At 42.7% G+C, this 18,937-nt stretch carries 16 protein-coding genes, 2 tRNA genes, 1 other RNA gene and 2 other annotated features; of the genes, 13 read left to right on the top strand and 6 right to left on the bottom strand.

Annotation, left to right across the window (positions count from 1 at the left end; genetic code table 11):
• Nucleotides 1–16: 16 nt before the first annotated feature.
• Complete coding sequence (locus IEW67_RS05195) at nt 17–973, bottom strand: YaaC family protein (protein ID WP_188632003.1); 957 nt, start codon at nt 971–973, stop codon at nt 17–19.
• A gap of 197 nt (nt 974–1,170) precedes the next feature.
• Between IEW67_RS05195 and guaB the strand changes: the two genes are divergently transcribed.
• The 7 genes from guaB to proC all read left to right on the top strand — a co-directional run bounded on the left by guaB (nt 1,171) and on the right by proC (nt 9,283).
• Entirely contained in the window at nt 1,171–2,637 is a 1,467-nt protein-coding gene (gene guaB, locus IEW67_RS05190; RefSeq protein WP_188632002.1) for an IMP dehydrogenase, read from the top strand.
• Between the two features lie 169 nt (nt 2,638–2,806).
• Nucleotides 2,807–4,147 (top strand): D-alanyl-D-alanine carboxypeptidase family protein, encoded by a 1,341-nt coding sequence (locus IEW67_RS05185; RefSeq protein WP_188632001.1) that lies wholly within the window; start codon nt 2,807–2,809, stop codon nt 4,145–4,147.
• 24 nt (nt 4,148–4,171) lie between these two features.
• A complete protein-coding gene (gene pdxS / locus IEW67_RS05180; protein WP_188632000.1) occupies nt 4,172–5,056 on the top strand; it encodes a pyridoxal 5'-phosphate synthase lyase subunit PdxS in 885 nt (294 codons plus the stop codon).
• Between the two features lie 15 nt (nt 5,057–5,071).
• Nucleotides 5,072–5,662: a pyridoxal 5'-phosphate synthase glutaminase subunit PdxT gene (gene pdxT / locus IEW67_RS05175; RefSeq protein WP_188631999.1), complete on the top strand. Its 591-nt coding sequence runs from the start codon at nt 5,072–5,074 to the stop codon at nt 5,660–5,662.
• A 32-nt stretch (nt 5,663–5,694) separates the two neighbouring features.
• Nucleotides 5,695–5,911 (top strand) — a binding site (T-box leader).
• A 189-nt stretch (nt 5,912–6,100) separates the two neighbouring features.
• Nucleotides 6,101–7,378: a serine--tRNA ligase gene (serS, locus tag IEW67_RS05170; protein WP_188631998.1), complete on the top strand. Its 1,278-nt coding sequence runs from the start codon at nt 6,101–6,103 to the stop codon at nt 7,376–7,378.
• Nucleotides 7,379–7,528: 150 nt separating this feature from the next.
• Nucleotides 7,529–7,618 (top strand) — tRNA-Ser (locus IEW67_RS05165).
• A gap of 556 nt (nt 7,619–8,174) precedes the next feature.
• Nucleotides 8,175–8,392: a binding site (T-box leader), on the top strand.
• A gap of 75 nt (nt 8,393–8,467) precedes the next feature.
• Nucleotides 8,468–9,283, top strand: a complete 816-nt coding sequence (gene proC, locus IEW67_RS05160) for a pyrroline-5-carboxylate reductase (protein WP_188631997.1) — start codon at nt 8,468–8,470, stop codon at nt 9,281–9,283.
• A 41-nt stretch (nt 9,284–9,324) separates the two neighbouring features.
• Here the strand turns inward: proC and IEW67_RS05155 are convergent, their stop codons facing one another.
• From IEW67_RS05155 to IEW67_RS05145, 3 genes are all read right to left on the bottom strand, one after another.
• Complete coding sequence (locus IEW67_RS05155; protein WP_188631996.1) at nt 9,325–9,639, bottom strand: hypothetical protein; 315 nt, start codon at nt 9,637–9,639, stop codon at nt 9,325–9,327.
• Between the two features lie 141 nt (nt 9,640–9,780).
• Complete coding sequence (locus tag IEW67_RS05150) at nt 9,781–10,464, bottom strand: deoxynucleoside kinase (protein WP_188631995.1); 684 nt, start codon at nt 10,462–10,464, stop codon at nt 9,781–9,783.
• 19 nt (nt 10,465–10,483) lie between these two features.
• Nucleotides 10,484–11,128 (bottom strand): deoxynucleoside kinase, encoded by a 645-nt coding sequence (locus IEW67_RS05145; protein ID WP_188631994.1) that lies wholly within the window; start codon nt 11,126–11,128, stop codon nt 10,484–10,486.
• 174 nt (nt 11,129–11,302) lie between these two features.
• Here IEW67_RS05145 and IEW67_RS05140 point away from each other — a divergent pair.
• The 3 genes from IEW67_RS05140 to IEW67_RS05130 all read left to right on the top strand — a co-directional run bounded on the left by IEW67_RS05140 (nt 11,303) and on the right by IEW67_RS05130 (nt 14,066).
• Nucleotides 11,303–11,374, top strand: a tRNA-Arg gene (locus IEW67_RS05140).
• Between the two features lie 231 nt (nt 11,375–11,605).
• A complete protein-coding gene (gene acsA / locus IEW67_RS05135; RefSeq protein WP_188631993.1) occupies nt 11,606–13,321 on the top strand; it encodes an acetate--CoA ligase in 1,716 nt (571 codons plus the stop codon).
• A gap of 226 nt (nt 13,322–13,547) precedes the next feature.
• A complete protein-coding gene (locus IEW67_RS05130) occupies nt 13,548–14,066 on the top strand; it encodes a type 1 glutamine amidotransferase domain-containing protein (RefSeq protein ID WP_188631992.1) in 519 nt (172 codons plus the stop codon).
• 49 nt (nt 14,067–14,115) lie between these two features.
• On the opposite strand, the gene IEW67_RS05125 is transcribed toward IEW67_RS05130, so the two are convergent.
• Together IEW67_RS05125 and IEW67_RS05120 are read right to left on the bottom strand one after the other, a co-directional pair.
• Nucleotides 14,116–15,405 (bottom strand): glycoside hydrolase family 18 protein, encoded by a 1,290-nt coding sequence (locus IEW67_RS05125; RefSeq protein WP_188631991.1) that lies wholly within the window; start codon nt 15,403–15,405, stop codon nt 14,116–14,118.
• Between the two features lie 61 nt (nt 15,406–15,466).
• Nucleotides 15,467–16,000 (bottom strand): cysteine hydrolase family protein, encoded by a 534-nt coding sequence (locus IEW67_RS05120; protein WP_188631990.1) that lies wholly within the window; start codon nt 15,998–16,000, stop codon nt 15,467–15,469.
• Between the two features lie 65 nt (nt 16,001–16,065).
• Here IEW67_RS05120 and tadA point away from each other — a divergent pair, with 65 nt between their 5' ends.
• The 3 genes from tadA to dnaX all read left to right on the top strand — a co-directional run bounded on the left by tadA (nt 16,066) and on the right by dnaX (nt 18,915).
• Nucleotides 16,066–16,524 carry a tRNA adenosine(34) deaminase TadA gene (gene tadA / locus IEW67_RS05115; protein WP_188631989.1) on the top strand — a complete coding sequence of 153 codons (459 nt, stop codon included), beginning with the start codon at nt 16,066–16,068 and terminating at the stop codon, nt 16,522–16,524.
• Between the two features lie 121 nt (nt 16,525–16,645).
• Nucleotides 16,646–16,911: signal recognition particle sRNA large type (ffs, locus tag IEW67_RS05110), an RNA gene on the top strand.
• A 309-nt stretch (nt 16,912–17,220) separates the two neighbouring features.
• Nucleotides 17,221–18,915, top strand: coding sequence for a DNA polymerase III subunit gamma/tau (gene dnaX / locus IEW67_RS05105; RefSeq protein ID WP_188631988.1), 1,695 nt, complete (start codon nt 17,221–17,223; stop codon nt 18,913–18,915).
• Nucleotides 18,916–18,937: the final 22 nt, after the last annotated feature.

The raw sequence follows: 18,937 nt of genomic DNA, 5'->3' as shown, positions 1-18,937 counted from the left end.
GTGCTTAAAGGGTGTGTCAATCATTCAGACATAATAAATATTCCTCCAATGCTTGCGGCATTTTTTCAGCAGTGATTGTCAGGAAATGTTTAATGAATGGATAGTCCGCATCGGGCTTCGAGGCGAGCAAATCCCCCCACCACTCGGATTCATAGCGACATAACATGCTCAAATTATAAAGAAGTAAATAGTGAGTCATCATGTCGGAAATCGGCAAAAAAAGATCGCGATATACCGGAAAATAAATCCCCTTGTTATGCATACTCGTGAAAAAAGGACTTGTATATGCCGGCTCGAATGGGGCTGATAAATCAACATGAAGAGTGCTGTTTTTTGTTTCCGTATGACGAATTGATGGTAAATGAGGGCTGAGACGTTTAATGAAAGCATTTGCCGTCAAATGGTAGTTGTCTAATAAAACAGTCGAAAATTGTAAACGGGTGGTTTCAACATTTCCGATGGTAATCATTTTTTCCGTCTGATGAAAATTAAATATTGGGGACATTTCAGGAATTAACGAAAATAGCTGCTCCATTTTTATTTTTTCAATTGGGGTCTTATTGGTCGAGAATAAGTGTTCAGAGAAATAAGGAAACAATCCATTATGTTGGATTTTGACCTCATCATCCATGAATGCATAATTTCGCTTTTTGCGTTTTCGGCTTGATACACCATGAGCCAATATTGCTGTTGATTCAGGGTAGTCCGGTCTTGTTGTTAAAAGTGCTGCTTTCAGTAAATGGACCATGCCATAAAAAAACAGCATGGGCTGCAAAAGGGTTTCCATTTGTTTGCCATTTTCATAAAACTTGAGACCATGATTCAAATAGTGCATGAATTTATTGCAGTTCTCAAAACTTTTTACCATGGCATCAACACCATGCAACCGGTGATAACAGTTCTGTAAATACATGCGGGCTGTTTGCTGTGACTGCAGATAGGTAAAAAAGCCGTTCAAATGATGTTTTGTCATAAACTGCGCTCCCTCGCGTGTGTAAATTTTCCGAATAGAATTTCTTTTATTACATATTGCTTATTGTGTTGAAAAAGCGTGCTGGTTGGCGTATTCTATAAAACAATAGAATTCCATTGGTGTATATGCGTTAGTTTCACCAATTTGCAATATAATTAATCATGTTGTTAACACCACTAAAGATAGGAGGATAAAAGATGCGTGATGATAAGTTTGCAAAAGAAGGTTTGACATTTGACGATGTTTTATTGATGCCAGACAGATCTGAGGTATTACCAAAGGATGTGGACGTCAGTACAGCGCTAACTGAAAAAGTCAGACTTAACGCTCCACTGATAAGTGCCGGAATGGATACAGTAACAGAAGCGGATATGTCAATTGCGATGGCCAGGCAAGGTGGACTGGGGATTATTCATAAAAATATGTCGATTGAAGATCAAGCAGAACAGGTTGACCGTGTGAAACGGTCAGAAAGCGGCGTGATTACGAATCCATTTTTCCTTACCCCGGAGCATCAGGTTTATGATGCTGAACATTTAATGGGGAAATTCAGGATTTCCGGCGTTCCAGTCGTTAACAATATTGATGATCAAAAATTGACCGGAATTTTGACGAACCGTGATTTGCGCTTTATTCAGGATTATTCCACCACGATTAAAGAAGTGATGACAAGTAAGAACTTGGTGACCGCACCCGTAGGAACAACACTGGAGGAAGCAGAAGGTCTGCTGCAGAAACATCGGATTGAGAAACTGCCTTTAACTGATGAAAACGGAATATTGAAAGGTTTAATTACGATAAAGGATATTGAAAAAGTGATTGAATTCCCGAATGCAGCGAAAGATTCTATTGGAAGACTATTAGCTGGAGCAGCTGTCGGTGTAACAGGTGATGCGATGACGCGCATCAACAAGCTGGTTGATGCAGGTGTCGATGTGATTGTTATCGATACGGCCCATGGTCATTCCTCAGGTGTACTCGATCAGGTTCATGCAGTTCGCAAGGCATATCCCGAGCTTGATATTATAGCGGGAAATGTGGCAACTGCTGAAGCAACAGTCGGATTAATTAAAGCAGGTGTATCGGCAGTAAAAGTTGGCATAGGTCCGGGTTCCATATGTACAACCAGGGTTGTGGCTGGTGTTGGTGTTCCGCAAATAACTGCTGTTCACGACTGTGCACTCGCAGCTTCCGAATATGGTGTGCCGGTTATTTCTGATGGCGGCATCAAGTATTCGGGTGATATTGTGAAGGCACTTGCAGCCGGTGCTCATGCTGTTATGCTCGGCAGTATGTTTGCCGGTGTAAAAGAAAGCCCCGGAGAAACGGAGATATTCCAAGGAAGACAATATAAAGTCTATCGCGGTATGGGATCAGTAAGTGCCATGAAATCCGGTTCCAAGGATCGCTATTTTCAAGAATCTGAAGATGCCAAAAAGCTGGTCCCTGAAGGTATAGAGGGTAGAACAGCCTATAAAGGCCCGCTTGCTGACACAGTTCATCAGTTGATGGGCGGACTTCGTGCAGGCATGGGCTATTGCGGTACGGAATCAATCGATGCATTACGGCATGATGCCCGGTTTATCCGGATTTCAAATGCCGGATTAAGAGAAAGCCATCCACATGACGTGCAAATAACGAAGGAAGCTCCGAATTACTCATAAATAAAACAGGTTATACAGCTGTAGCCGCAATAAATATAACCCGTTAAATTTTTGATGGATAGGGCTATACCCTATCTATTTTTTTTCTGTTTTTTATGATAAAATATTTTGGTGTGGTAATTAAACGAACATAAACCATTCATTTCATTATATGGCGGGGGTAGAGAAAGTGAAATACAACATGAAGAAAAGTGTATCTTTATTTCTTGCGGTACTGGTGTTGCTGACAACAGTAACGGTACAACCGTTTTCTGTGCAATCAGCAGAAACGCCAGATATTAATGCAAAATCAGCTATATTAGTTGATGCTGAAACCGGTAAGGTGATTTATGCCAAAAATCCCGATATGGCACTGCCTCCAGCAAGTATGACTAAGATGATGACTGAATATCTGGTTCAGGAAGCGATTGAGAAAGACGACATCAGCTGGGACACGAAAACAAAGATCAGCGACTATGCCTATAGCATATCAGCAAATGCTACTTTCTCAGGTATCGGTCTGAGACAGGATAAGAAATATACAGTCGAAGAATTATATAATGCCATGGCTGTCTTTTCGGATAATGGTACGACCATTGCACTGGCAGAACTTATTGCAGGTTCTGAAGGTGACTTTGTCAAGATGATGAACGACAAGGCAAAAGAAATGGGGCTGCCTGAGTATGAATTTGTTAACTCAACTGGACTAGCCAATAGTTCACTCGGTGAGAATGCGCCTGAAGGGACAGATTCGAACGGAAATAACCGATTATCAGCCAGGTCTGCAGCATTACTGGCCTACAACCTGGTGAATGACTACCCGCAGGCATTGGAAGTAACCAGCCAGACGAAGACTGAGTTTGAAGGCTATACAGTGGAAAACTTAAACTGGATGTTGGAGCATGACTCTGTTAACTTAGAACAATTCTATTATGAAGGCATAGACGGATTGAAGACCGGCTTCACTGACATGGCAGGTTATTGCTTTACAGGAACTGCTAAAAAAGATAATAAACGATATATATCTGTTGTCATGAAAACAGACAGCAAGGGAGCCCGTTTTAAGGAAACGGCAAAATTACTGGATTATGGCTTTAAGAAATTTGAAAACCAGGAAATTTTCCCAGCAGGGTATCAACTGGAAGGTAAGTCAGACATCCCCGTTTCAAAAGGTAAAGAAGATAGTGTACAAGTCGCTACTAGCCAAGCATTTAAAGCACCTGTAATTGGCGAACAGTCCGAAAATTACAGCATTAAATATAAACTGGATAAAGACAAACTGAATAAAGATGGCAAGCTGGCAGCGCCAATTGAAAAAGGCGAACAAGTCGGTACAGCCCAAGTTGTCTATAATGGCAAAAATGATTATGGCTACATTTTCCCGAATGCTGACAAACAATCAATCGATCTGGTGGCACAAAAAGGTGTTGAAAAAGATAATTGGTTTATGCTGACACTTGGTGCCATTGGTGGATTCTTTGGCAATATTTTCAATACGGTTGTTGATACGGTGAAAGGCTGGTTTAACTAGTTTAAATAAATGGAGGGGAATCATATGGCAAACACAGGAACTGAACGCGTTAAACGCGGTATGGCAGAAATGCAAAAAGGCGGCGTCATCATGGATGTTGTCAGTGCTGAACAAGCAAAAATTGCGGAACAGGCAGGTGCAGTTGCTGTCATGGCATTGGAGCGGGTGCCATCTGATATTCGCGCTGCCGGTGGTGTGGCCCGGATGGCAAGTCCGGAAATCACAGAAGAGGTTATGAACGCCGTTTCCATTCCAGTCATGGCAAAAGCACGTATTGGACACATTGTGGAGACGCGAGTCCTGGAAGCAATGGGTGTTGATTATATCGATGAAAGTGAAGTACTGACCCCTGCAGATGAAGAATATCACTTGAAGAAATCCGATTATACTGTGCCGTTTGTGTGTGGATGCCGTAATCTTGGTGAAGCAGCACGCCGTATCGGTGAGGGGGCAAGCATGCTCCGGACAAAAGGTGAGCCGGGTACAGGGAATATCGTTGAGGCAGTACGTCATATACGTCAGGTTCAATCGGAAATAAGAAAGCTAACGTCCATGTCAGCAGATGAAGTGATGACCTATGCAAAAGAAATCGGTGCACCATATGAACTGCTGATGGAAGTCAAAGAGCAAGGCCGTCTTCCGGTCGTCAATTTTGCAGCAGGCGGTGTAGCAACACCGGCTGATGCAGCATTAATGATGCAACTTGGAGCAGACGGTGTGTTTGTCGGATCCGGTATTTTTAAATCGAACCATCCGGAAAAATTTGCAAGAGCTATTGTTGAAGCAACAACAAATTATACGGATTACCAATTGATTGGCGAGCTTTCTAAAGATCTTGGAACTGCTATGAAAGGCATTGAAATGGGTACTTTGGAAGCACATGATCGCATGCAGGACCGCAGCGAGTAGAAGGAAGGCATCGTTATGAACACTATTGGTGTACTGGCATTGCAGGGCGCTGTGCGTGAGCATATCCGATCAATTGAGGAAACAGGTGCTGCAGCCGTTGAAATTAAACGTAAAGAACAGCTGACACAAATTGATGGTCTGATTCTGCCTGGCGGCGAAAGTACAACAATGCGCAGGTTGATTGACAGCTATGGTTTTTTTGATGCAATCCAGAAGTTTGGAAAACAAGGTAAACCAGTTTTCGGTACGTGTGCCGGATTGATTTTAATGGCGAATGCTATTGAGAATCAAGAGCAGACACATTTAGGATTAATGGATATGAAGGTTGCCCGGAATGCATTCGGCCGCCAGGTGGCGAGCTTTGAAGCGAATTTGGATGTAAATGATGTTGGGGTTGCATTTAACGCAGTGTTTATCCGCGCCCCGTATATACTGGAAATGGGATCTGATGTGGAAGTGCTGGCTGCTTACAAGAACAGGGCTGTTGCTGCTAGACAAGGACATTATTTGTGTACAGCCTTTCATCCTGAATTGACCGATGACAATCGCTTGATTGAATATTTTGCCCAAATGGTGGAACAATCAAAACAGACACTTGCATTTTAATGCAAAATTCGTTATGATATAGCTTAATATTAGGAACAGTCGTGATAGGAAGCAGTAGCAGGATTGCCTTTCTAAAGAGAGTCGGTGGCGGGTGAAAACCGATAAGAGCACCCTGTGAATCCATCCTTGAACTGGTTTGCTGAATGTTTTAGTAAGCATACCCGGCTAAACGCCGTTATCGTATTTGAGCCGGAAGCGAACATGCGCTTCAATAAGGGTGGCAACGCGGGAAAAACTCCCGTCCCTGATTTATCAGGGACGGGAGTTTTTTATTTATAACGTCAGAAAGTATAAAATATGGATGACCTTATAAGAAAAGCTTCGGCATTCGCTATAAGACGAGGCGAATGCCGAGTTTTTCTAACTTAATTTAAATTTTTTGCCCATCTGGTGCCAATTTTGGTTAACGGCAATGTATTTTAAAAGGAGGCATTTACTATGCTGGATATGAAATTTTTACGGAATAATTTTCAGGAGGTAAAGGAAAAATTGGCTCATCGCGGAGAGGACCTAGCAGAGCTTGAACGGTTCGGTGAGCTTGATGAACGGCGCAGAGCATTAATTTCTGAGACCGAGTCACTGAAAGCGAAGCGCAATGAGACATCGAAACAGATTTCCGCTCTGAAAAAGGAGCAGAAAGATGCGGATTCAGCCATCAAGGAAATGCGGGAGGTCGGAGCAAAAATTAAGGATTTCGATAAAGAACTGAAAGAAATTGAAGATGCGTTACAATTAATGATGCTCTCGATCCCGAACATCCCTCATGAAAGTGTTCCGATAGGTGACAATGAAAATGATAATGTACTGGTTCGTAAATGGGGTGATCAACCAGTATTTGATTTTGATGAAAAACCGCATTGGGATATTGGTGCCGATTTGGACATTCTTGATTTTGAACGGGCTGCTAAAGTTATCGGAAGCCGTTTCGTTTTTTATAAAGGGCTTGGAACGCGTCTGGAACGGGCGCTGATAAGCTTTATGATGGATCTGCATGTGGATGAACATGGCTATACAGAGATGATGCCGCCGCAGATCGTTAACCGCGGAAGCCTGACGGGAACCGGGCAATTGCCCAAATTCGCTGAAGATGTATTCAAACTGGAGGACTGGGATTATTTCCTGATTCCAACAGCTGAAGTACCCGTTACCAATTTCCATCGTGATGAGATTCTGAGTGCAGAAGACCTCCCTAAGAAATATGCGGCATACAGCGCCAATTTCCGGTCTGAAGCAGGATCAGCCGGACGTGATACACGCGGGTTAATTCGTCAGCATCAATTCAATAAGGTCGAGCTGGTCCACTTCACAAAACCTGAGGACTCTTATGATACGTTGGAAACATTGACGGGTAATGCAGAAAAAGTGTTGCACCGTTTAAATTTACCATACCGTGTCATGAGCATGTGCACGGGTGATTTAGGTTTTACAGCAGCCAAAAAATACGATATTGAAGTGTGGATTCCGAGCCAGGAAACATACCGTGAAATTTCGTCGTGTTCCAACTTTGAAGACTTCCAGGCCAGACGTGCCGGCATCCGTTTCCGTAGAGAAGCAAACGGCAAACCGGAATTTGTGCATACGCTGAACGGCTCAGGCCTTGCTGTCGGGCGCACAGTGGCTGCCATTCTGGAAAATTACCAGCAGAAAGACGGATCGGTTATGATACCTGAGGCCCTTCGTCCTTATATGGGCGGTAAGCACGTTATAAGGATATAAAACACAATTAAGGAACAAGTCATTTCATTTTCATGTGAATTGATAACGGGTTGGGATAAGATTAACTTACTTCCAACCCTGCTATCAAAAGAATAAAAAAGAATTGACAACTTAATGAATGCATGTTAAATTTATTCTTGTCGTCAATATGGAGGTATACCCAAGTCTGGCTGAAGGGATCGGTCTTGAAAACCGACAGGCGGGTCAAACCGCGCGGGGGTTCGAATCCCTCTACCTCCTTCACTTTATCTAATGCGTAAAAATAGAAAATAAGCAATTCTACCGTTATATTATATGTAGCGGTTTTTTAAACGTTAAAAAGTATAAATTTATGGATGACCTTAAAAGAAAGTATAAAATTTGAGAATACCCAACACTGAAGCGGAATGAGGATTTGTTCTGTCGGGAAAATCCAGCTTCGGCGGATCCTCATTCCCTTATTTGCGTCAATTAAAGCTTTTCCAGCACGTTAGCGGATCCTCATTCCCTTATTTCCTCTTTCCACCCTATTTTCGCTCTGTTTTTACCCGAATAACGGAATAGGGATTCATTACAGCACTAAATAGGGTGATTTGTGTCCATTTAGCGGAATGAGGATCCGTTAGATATGGATGCCCCGGTTTAGGCGGCCCCTCTCTTCCGTTATTTGCTTCTTTGGATCGTGAGCCTGGGCAGTTACGGAAGTGGGCCGTCGGAACAAGTTTCTTAAAAATAGTTGACATTCGGAAGGTTAGCAGGTATAGTACATAAAAATACTATCATATACGTGAAGATAATAATTTTACAGACATATAACGATATAACGAAGAAGAGGTCAGTAGCAAAAATGCTATCCGTAAGAGAGTGGAATTCACCGGCTGAGAGATTCCATGGGAACACAGCTTTTGTGAAACCTGCCTTGGAGTTGTCAGATCAAACCTGACCGCAGACCCCACTGCGTTATGAAAACAGAGTGGGTATGTTCAGCATGCCAAACAAGGTGGTACCACGGAAACACCCCAATCCGTCCTTTTCACACAGGATTCGATTGGGGTGTTTTTAATATAACTGAATTCATAAATCAACCTAAAATTCAAAGGAGAGAAAAAGATGAGTGGAAAATTGGCATTTATCGGCGCCGGATCAATGGCTGAATCAATTTTGACCGGAATATTAAATAGTGAGTTTTTTCCGAAAGAGCAAATTGTTGTAACGAATAAATCTGATAAAGACCGCCTGGCATTTCTGGAAAAACAATATAATGTTCAAAATACAGACGACAAACAAAAAACAGTGAATGGCGCTGACATTGTAGTCATAGCCGTTAAGCCTTATGACGTAGAGAGTGCGGTGACGTCAATCAGAAATTACCTGGGCACGGATCAGTTGCTTATTTCAGTGGCAGCGGGTGTTTCAACTGATACAATATCAGAATTGATCGGCAAAGAGGTACCTGTAGTCCGAGCAATGCCTAATACATCTTCTGCAACAGGTCAATCTGCCACAGCTGTCACCCGGGGGGAATTTGCCACGGAAAAACATCTTCAAACGGCTATGGAGCTGTTTAATACAATCGGTACAGCGACCGAAGTAGCAGAAGCGGATATGCATACGGTTACCGCCATATCGGGAAGCGGTCCGGCATATGTTTATTATCTGGTTGAGGCAATGGAATCGGCGGCAGCCAAAGCCGGTTTGGATTCTAATACAGCACATGATTTGATTACACAAACAATAGTTGGCGCCGGGGAAATGCTGGCAAAATCCGGATTGAATCCGTCCGAACTTCGTGAGAATATAACAAGCCCCGGAGGCACTACCCAGGCAGGACTTGAAACATTAGCTGAACATAATTTTCAAGAAACGATAATGTCGTGTGTGGAAAGTGCCCGCGGACGCTCGGTTGAATTAGGAAAAAAGTTTTAAAAAAACAAAGGACCCTGTGATACACTGGATCCTCTTTTTTCTTAAAACGTTACTTGAGCATGCAGGGCTGCAATCATGCCATAGAATGCATAGAAAAATTCATCCGGCGCAGAAACGCGGATATGCCCAACATCGCTTGTATCAAAATTAAATGTCGCTTCCAGCAACCGATATGTTGAATACGCATAGAAGCAAAAATATATATAATCAAACTTTGGCATTTTATCATAAATCATGGCAATCTCATCTTTGTATACAACCAAATTCGATGTTGCCTCATTAATGAATGCCTGGAGATCGGATAAATCTGCTTCTACGACCAGGTCCTTTTCATTTTCCGTTCGAATGACAGCCAATGTGATGCCCCTTTCTGTTTACGAGAGTATGTTTCATCGTTTACTGTAACGTAAATGCGAAAGGCTAGTGGTGATATAAATCACTACAGAGGGTGTTATAAAATTTTCTTTTAAAAAGTGCTCCGTATTTGGGAGCACTTTTCACTTGATGATTTCTCTTGTCTTCCATTTGCGTGATTGCTGAATAAAGTGGCCGATTTTTTCCAGAATCGGTTCAATGGGCTCATCTTGTTTAAGTAGATCATAATCAGAAATATCGATGCGTAATATCGGACAAGCATTGAAGTTGTTGATCCATTCTTCATAGCGGTTATACAATTCTTCCCAATAGGAAATTGATGTATTTTTTTCCATTTCACGTCCGCGGTTTTGTATTCGCTCAAGAATGTGGTCAAAAGAACCCTCTAAATAAATCAATAAATCGGGATGTGGAAAATAGGGTGTCATCACCATGGCTTCAAATAGATTGGTATAGGTTTCATAGTCCGTTTTGGACATCGTTCCATTCTCGTAATGCATTTTAGCAAAAATGCCTGTATCTTCATATATGGAACGATCTTGGACAAACCCGCCACCATATTCAAATATTTTCTTTTGTTCCTTGAAACGCTCAGCTAGAAAATAAATTTGGAGATGAAAGCTCCAGCGTTCAAAATCTTTATAAAACTTTCCGAGGTATGGATTCGTGTCAACCTTTTCGAAGGATGTCTTAAAGTTCAAAGCGTTTGCTAACGCTTTTGTCATCGTGGATTTGCCGACGCCGACAGTTCCGGCAACAGTAATGATACTGTCATGCGGAATCCGGTATTTATCACGTAAATTCATGTTTGTTCCCCTTTACTTACTATTTGGATATTTTTTTGCGGTTATTCATTTGCTGTTCCACTATATTGATAATTTTATCAAGATCTTCCTGGTGTTTAACAAAATCCATTTCATCCGCGTTGATCCGTATGACCGGAATATCGGGATGAAGCATCTCAAATTCATGCATGAACCTTTCATAATCCTGTGCGAGCTGCGACAAATAAGACGCTTTGATGTTTTGTTCGATATCCCTGCCGCGAAGCCGAATCCGTTTTAAAATCGTGTCAAGACTGGCATGTAAGTAAATCATTATATTTGGCACAGGCATATCCTTCGTTAATATGTGGTAAATTTGTTCATATTTATCAAACTTATCCGGTTGTAGTGTGCGTCCGGCAAAGATCATGTTTTTGGATATATGGTAATCGGCTATGACCGCTTTGTTTCGGTTCAGATATTTGTGTTCAATATCTTCCAATTGCTTAAAACGATTGCATAAAAAAAACATTTCCGTTTGAAAGCTCCATTCTTCAATATCATCATAAAATTTTCCGAGAAACGGATTTTCCTCAACAATTTCTTTTAACAGATGAAAATCAAAATGGACGGAAAGTTTTTTTGCAAGTGACGTCTTTCCGATTCCGATAGGCCCTTCGATTGCAATAAATGGAACTTGTGGCATGACTTTCCCTCCAATCCGTCTCTATCACTTTTGACATTGTAGCACAGAAAAAAAGCCACTTCCACGTAAAATCAAAATCTGCCTTTTCATTTAGCGTGAAATTTTGTATAATGTTTATTGTGCCTTTTTTCCGCTGTTAGAATTAAGCATTAAGGTGCTTTTCATGAGTATGTTGCCCCCGTAGCTCAGGGGATAGAGCAACGGCCTCCTAAGCCGTGTGCGCAGGTTCGATTCCTGCCGGGGGCGTCTGTTATACGTGGTATGTTACCGTCTCCTGTATGAAAGCTGGTACAGAAGTGTTTTTCAATCATAAACAATTAAAATACTTTAAACTTGTCACAAAATGTTCTAAAATAATGGATAGTACCCGGAAATTTTAAAAATGCATTATGATTGTATAATTAGTACAATTATAACGTATTTTGAAGTAAGCGGTTTTGCAACCGATTACAAATTTTACTGGATGAGGTGATAGGAATGGATATGCAGCGTATACCTGCACAAGATGGTACGTACAATCTGCAAAACTATGAAAAGATGCGCAAGACATTTTCATGGGATGATATGAAAAAACATTTTAGCTGGAATGATACGGGTAAAGTCAATATGGCGTATGAAGCTGTTGACCGCCATGCGGAAAACCCGGATAAAAAAGATAAAGCTGCGTTATTGTATTCATCACCCGATCGTGAGGAAAAAGTAACGTTTGGTGAACTAAGCAAGAAGAGTAATCAATTTGCCAATGTCTTGAAAAAACAGGGTGTTGAAAAAGGCGATCGCATTTTTATGTTTCTGCCGAGAAGCCCGGAATTCTATGCAACATTCTTTGGTATTCTGAAAATAGGCGCTATTGCCGGACCACTATTTGAGGCATTTATGGAACAGGCAGTACGTGACCGTCTGGAGGACAGCGAGGCAAGTATGCTGATTACGACACCGGATTTGCTTGGCCGGGTGCCGCAGGATGATTTGCCTGATCTTAAAAAGATTGTGCTTATAGGTGAACACAACGAAACATCTGACAAATACATTGATTATCAGCAAGAAATGAAAGAAGCATCAACGGATTTCGATATGGAATGGGTTGACCTTGAAGATGGCATGCTCATTCACTATACTTCCGGTTCTACAGGTAAGCCAAAAGGTGTCTATCACGTGCATAACGCCATGGTACAGCATTATGCCACTGCCGAGTGGGTGTTGGACCTGCGTGAGGATGATGTTTATTGGTGCACTGCCGATCCCGGCTGGGTAACCGGCACAAGTTATGGAATCTTTGCACCGTGGCTTCACGGTGTAACGAATGTTGTACGCGGAGGCCGCTTCAGTCCGGATGCCTGGTATGGCACGATTGATAAGTATAATGTATCGGTATGGTATACAGCGCCTACTGCCCTTCGTAAATTGGTCAGTGCCGGTACAGATCCTGTTAAAAAACACGACCTTTCATCATTGCGGCATGTCATGAGTGTTGGTGAACCGCTCAATCCGGAAGTCATTACCTGGGGATTACAGGCGTTTGATTTGAGAATTCATGATACGTGGTGGATGACAGAAACAGGTGCTCAACTTATCGTTAATTTGCCGTCCCAGGAAATTCGTCCGGGTTCAATGGGGAAACCCATACCGGGTGTAGAAGCATCAATAGTTGATAATGAAGGAAATGAAGTCCCGCCAAATCAAATGGGGAATTTGGCGATCAAAGCACCTTGGCCAGCTATGATGCGGAAGATCTGGAAGCGTCCGGAAAAATATGAGAGCTATTTTATCAATGGTTGGTATGTCTCCGGTGACAGTGCCTATATGGATGAAGACGGTTATTTCTGGTTCCAGGGCCGGCTGGATGATGTCATTAACACATCTGGTGAACGTGTTGGTCCGTTTGAAGTGGAAAGCAAATTGATTGAGCACCCTGCTGTTGCGGAGTCCGGGGTAATTGGTAAACCCGATCCTGAGCGGGGAGAAATAGTGAAAGCATTTGTCACACTGAATGAAGGCTATGAAGAGTCTGATGATCTGCTTGAGGATATCCGTCAATTTGTCAAAAATGGCCTAAGTGCACATGCTGCACCACGGGAACTGGAAATTAAAGATGCAATTCCGAAAACGCGCAGTGGTAAGATTATGCGCCGTCTTCTGAAATCGTGGGAGCTGGGATTGCCAACAGGTGATACTTCAACGCTTGAAGAATAGTGTAATAGCATAGAAATCTTTACTTGCGGCAGTTGGTTCGGTTAAAGCCGCATGTGAATAAGTTAGGAATTTAAACAGACCATCAATTTTTATATTAAATTGGTGGTCTGTTTTTTTATATGGGTTAATGCGTTTAATAGCTTATAAGTAAAGTTTGCCCGCATGTTTGAATTCAACCATTGCCGGGTAGAAATATCATGGAGCATTTCTTAAGGAGTGAATTTAAATGGCTAAAAAAATAGCAACAGTCATGACAGACATGTTTGAGGATGTTGAATATACAGAGCCGGCCAGAGCATTTAAAGATGCTGGGCATGAAGTGATTACAATTGGTGCTAAGAAAGGTAAAGAAGTAACGGGTAAAAATAACGAAACAACTGTCACCGTTGATGAAGGTATCGATGATGTGAAGCCTGAAGAATTCGATGCATTATTTATTCCCGGTGGTTTTTCACCGGACATGCTGCGGGCAGATGAACGTTTTGTGACATTTGCTAAACAATTTATGGATGACAAAAAACCGGTATTTTCCATCTGCCACGGCGCGCAGTTGTTAATTAATGCAAGGGCACTTAACGGACGTAGGGCAACTGGTTTTAAGTCTATCCGCGTTGACCTGGAAAATGCAGGTGCAGAGGTATTGGATCAGGAAGTCGTTGTCTGCAATAACCAGCTGGTGACAAGTCGTGATCCTGATGATATTCCGGCATTTAACAGAGAAGCCTTGAACATCTTGAGCGCATAATAAAAGAAATACCCCCTGATCGCTTCAAACAGCGGTTAGGGGGATTTCTTTAATCGAGTTTACGTATTATAAAGTTATCTTGTAGGAGAAGCCAGTTTTGCGGGAATGCCAGGCCTAATTTCCAGTAGCTGATGCCCAAAAGGTTAAGTTCTTTAATCATATCGAATTTTGCCTGAATGGAACGTGCATCTTCAAACCATACTTCATGACTATTCCCCTGGGCGTCGGTATACGTATAAAAAGGAGCCTGTGCTTCGGTATCAAATTCGATGGCCACATTATGGTTGCGTGCACGTGTAATAGCTTCCTGGGGACTGATGGCTTCCGCAGGTTCACCACCCTCTGTGTATGGGAGCGTCCAATCGTAGCCGTAGAGGTTTTGTCCAAGCAGAATTTTATCAGCAGGCATGACACTCAATGCGAAATCAACGACTTTTCGTACTTCATCAATCGGTGATACAGCCAGTGGTGGCCCATAGCTATAGCCCCATTCATACGTCATCAGTACAACAAAGTCGGCAATCTCGCCGTGAACGGCATAATCATGTGCCTCATACCATGCCCCACTCTGCTCTGCACTCGTTTTGGGGGCAAGCGCAGTGGACATTAATAAACCTTCCTCTGATAAGCGCTGCTTTGCCTTTCGTAAAAAATTATTATACGCTTCACGGTCTTCCGGCGGCAAAAATTCAAAATCGAAGTGAACATCTCTGAAACCGATTTCGTTTGCCACATTAATGATATTATCCAATAGCGTATTTTGAACAGCTTGGACTGTCAGGATTATGTGACCAAGTTCACGGCTGAATTCGCCTTCCTCCAGATTGGTGACAGCAAGCATTAGCGCTGTGTTATGGTTTGCCGCAATTTGTGCAAAGTTATCCAGCGGCGGGGCTGTCAGGGTTCCATCACGGCTAACCTGATAACTGAATGGCAAAAGATAGGTGAGGTATGGCGTTATTTTCTCTGCAGAATTGATCAAGGTTTGAGAAACTTCTCCCCCAGTAGGTTCAATATAGGCATTTGCAGTGATTTCCGGCTTAGGCTGTTCGGGAATGTATAACCGTGTCCCCACAGATAACGTGCCGTCAACCGGAATATTGTTGATTTGAGCAAGCTGTTCAGCGGTCAGACCAAATTGCCTGCCAATCGAATACAAGCTGTCTCCTTGCTGTACAAAATAAAATTGTCCCGCGATTGGAATGACAAGTGCCTGGCCAACCACAAGGTTATTCGGTGCATCCAGTTCGTTCGCATCAATTATGTCCGTTGGTATGGTGCCGTATGTATCGGCGATGTTATAGATCGTATCTCCTTGTTTGATAACATGAATTTGCAAAAAATCCCTCCTTTAAATTCATTCCTTTTTTACACTATGATTTAAGGAAGGCGGATATAACTTAGATTGAATCAATCAGGGCATCCATAACGGAGTGCATCAGATAGAGCGCGTACTCATTGCCATCTTTTTCTTCGGACGCCATACAGTTTTCCGGAATGTGCATACTGTATTTGTACATATAAGCATCTTTTGCCGTGAATAAGATACAAATATCCCCGGCAATGCCTGCCATTATGAGATGGGTTCTGTCTAACTCATCTAGCAATGTATGCAATGGTGTTTGGAAAAACGCTGAATGTTGTGGTTTAATAAGAAAGTAATCAGAATCATCCGGTTTTAACGTTTGAATAATATGCTGATTCCGACTGTTTTGGCAATGGTCGATGATCTTTCGGAAATCTGCTTGCCAGATATGGTAATGATCGTTGACATAGATAATAGGGATATTATTTTCTTTGCCGAATTGCCTTAACTTTTTTAAGGCGGGTAAAATTTCATTTGTATGTTTCAGCAGGTTTTCACTTCCATCAAAGTTAAAATCGTTTATAATATCAACAAATATAATGGCACTGTTATCAATAGACGTATCCATAAAGCCACTCCTTTCTTGTTTAGTTTTTCCTTTATGGATTATTTCAAACGTTATGAGGTGTTGAAATGGGAAATGATGCCGTATATATGCAAGAAGCAATTAGACAAGCAAAAAAGGCAAAAGCGATGAATGAAGTGCCGATCGGGGCGGTAGTTGTTTATCAGGATGAGGTGATTACGACAGGATACAATATACGTGAATCATCACAGACGACGCTATCCCATGCAGAGCTGATTGCGATTGAGAAGGCAAACCAAATCATCGGCAGCTGGCGACTTGAAGAATGTACATTGTATGTCACGCTTGAGCCGTGTCCCATGTGTGCCGGTGCTATTGTCCAATCACGTATCAAACGGGTCGTGTTCGGGGCGCCGGATCCAAAGGCAGGTTGTGCCGGTACACTGATGAATTTATTGCAGGATGAGCGTTTTAATCATCGTGTTGAACTTACAGACGATGTACTACGCGCCGAATGCAGTGCCCTCTTGACAGACTTTTTCCGGAGGTTACGGGGGAAGAACTAACCAGGGTAGTTATGTACAATTTATCTTATCAATGGTTTTTTTCGGTAAGTCTGTCTGTAAATTGTATCCACTTCATGATTATGATTGCATTTTGCATTTATAGTAAGTATAATAATGGTTGCCGTGCTAAGCGGGGAGGTAGCGGTGCCCTGTACTCGCAATCCGCTATAGCGAGGTCGAATTCCCATTCGAGGTTAAACGTCTTTAAGGTCTGCCTCAAGGGAATGGTGTTGACGCCCAGGTCCTGCGCAACAGGAACCCATGAACCCTGTCAGATCCGGAAGGAAGCAGCAGTAAGTGGTCATTCCTGTGTGCCGCGGGGAAGCCTGAGCCGAGCCATGAACTTGGGTAACGCTTAGGGACGCTTGATCAACAATGGGTGCACGGTTTACATAATGAAAAGAGACTGTATCAATGTCCTAAGCGACAGTTGGTGCAGTCTTTTTTCTAATAAAGTGAAAACAAATGGGTTTGTTGGAGAAACCTATACAGAGGGATTTAGAAACTATAAGGTTTTATAAAGCGGTGAGCCTTCCGTTTATTTGCAATCCCCCTTCACATTCACCCCTGACTTCGAGTATAATTTAGATAGAAATTATAAATGTATGTTTAAAAAAAGAGGGGAAAAGGATCGGAAATTGGCTGCATTATCTCTCCGGGACTTTTTCAAAGCCTCATAAAGGGGAACCATTCATTATGACCTACCAGGCACTATACCGCGTATGGCGGCCCAAAACATTTCAGGATGTTGTCGGCCAGTCCCACATCACTAAAACACTACAAAATGCGATTGCCCAGGAAAAATTTTCACATGCCTATATTTTTTCCGGCCCGCGTGGAACCGGAAAAACAAGTGCCGCGAAGATTTTTGCCAAAACGATTAATTGTGAACATGCCCCTGTCAAAGAACCGTGTAATGAATGTGCATCCTGTCGCGGTATTCAGGATGGTTCGATTAACGATATTATCGAAATGGATGCGGCCTCGAATACAAGTGTTGAGGATGTCCGCGAGATACGTGATAAGGTCAAGTATGCTGCAAGCTCAGTCCCTTATAAAGTGTATATCATCGATGAGGTGCATATGATTTCAACAAGTGCATTTAACGCTCTTTTGAAAACATTGGAAGAGCCTCCAAAGCACGTCGTCTTTATACTGGCTACGACCGAACCTCACAAAATCCCGCTGACAGTTGCTTCAAGATGTCAGCGCTTTGACTTTAAACCAATTTCGAATAAGTCCATTGTCGACCGGATGCGGATGGTGATTGAAGCGGAGCAGATCGCTGTATCGGATAAAGCGATGGAAACGGTGGCACTGGCGGCAGAAGGCGGAATGCGGGATGCACTTAGTATCCTCGATCAGGCGATTTCGTACAGTGATGAACAGGTCGAAACAGAAGATGTCCTGGCCGTCACAGGCGGTGTTGCTCAGGGGATTTTAACAGATGTTGCTCAAGCCATGTATGATCAGGACGTGCAAAAGGCGTTAACATTGCTTGATGATTTGATTCAGAATGGAAAAGACCCAGCACGTTTTGTGTATGACCTGATTTATTTCCTGCGCGATTTGTTGCTGTACAAAAGTGCGCCGACACTTGAAGGGATTCTCGAGCGGGCCATGGCTGATGAATCATTTAAACAGCTTGCTGTGACTATCACAGAAGACTGGATTCAGGATGCGATGACGCGTCTTAACCAGTGCCAGCAGGAAATTAAATGGACGACCAGCCCGAAAGTATTTATCGAAATTGCTATTTTAACAATAACGAATAAGGATAACCGGAAAAAAGAGACCCAGAATGCGGCAGAATCGGAGGCTGTTACAAGGCTTATCGGCAGACTGGAGTATTTGGAGAAGGAATTGACCGCTTTGAAGGAATCGCCTTCAGCAGCCAGGCAGCCGGCACCAGCACCAGAGCCGAAACGCTCAAAACCAAGAACAGCCAAGAACAGTTACAACATTCCATATGAAAAAATCCGCGCTGTCCTGGATGCAGCGGAGCGGCCAAAGCTGAAAGAAGTGCAGTCGCAATGGGCTTCATTTTTAAACAAACTGAAATCGACAAGCGCTCCTGCACATGCTACAATACAAGACAGCAAGCCTGCAGCGGCATCTGAAGAAGCATTAGTTGTTCAATTTAAATATGAAATCCATTGTTCATTGTTTCTGGATAATCAGGATACCGTCGAGTCGGTGCTGACGAGTGTTACGGGAAAAAAGTGGACGATTATTCCGATTCCGGCAAATCAATGGCAGGAGCTGCGCAATGAATATATAAGCAGGCAGGAACAATCAGCTACTAAAGAGGAAGGTCGGCAGGAAGACCCCCTAGTGGAGGAAGCTAGAAAATTGGTAGGGGATGAGCTGCTTGAGATCCATGATGAATAGATTACTTTTAGGAGGCGTTTTT

The sequence above is a fragment of the Lentibacillus kapialis genome, from assembly GCF_014646635.1.
GTDB lineage: Bacteria > Bacillota > Bacilli > Bacillales > Amphibacillaceae > Lentibacillus > Lentibacillus kapialis.
This window is presented reverse-complemented; position numbering and strand designations above follow the sequence as displayed.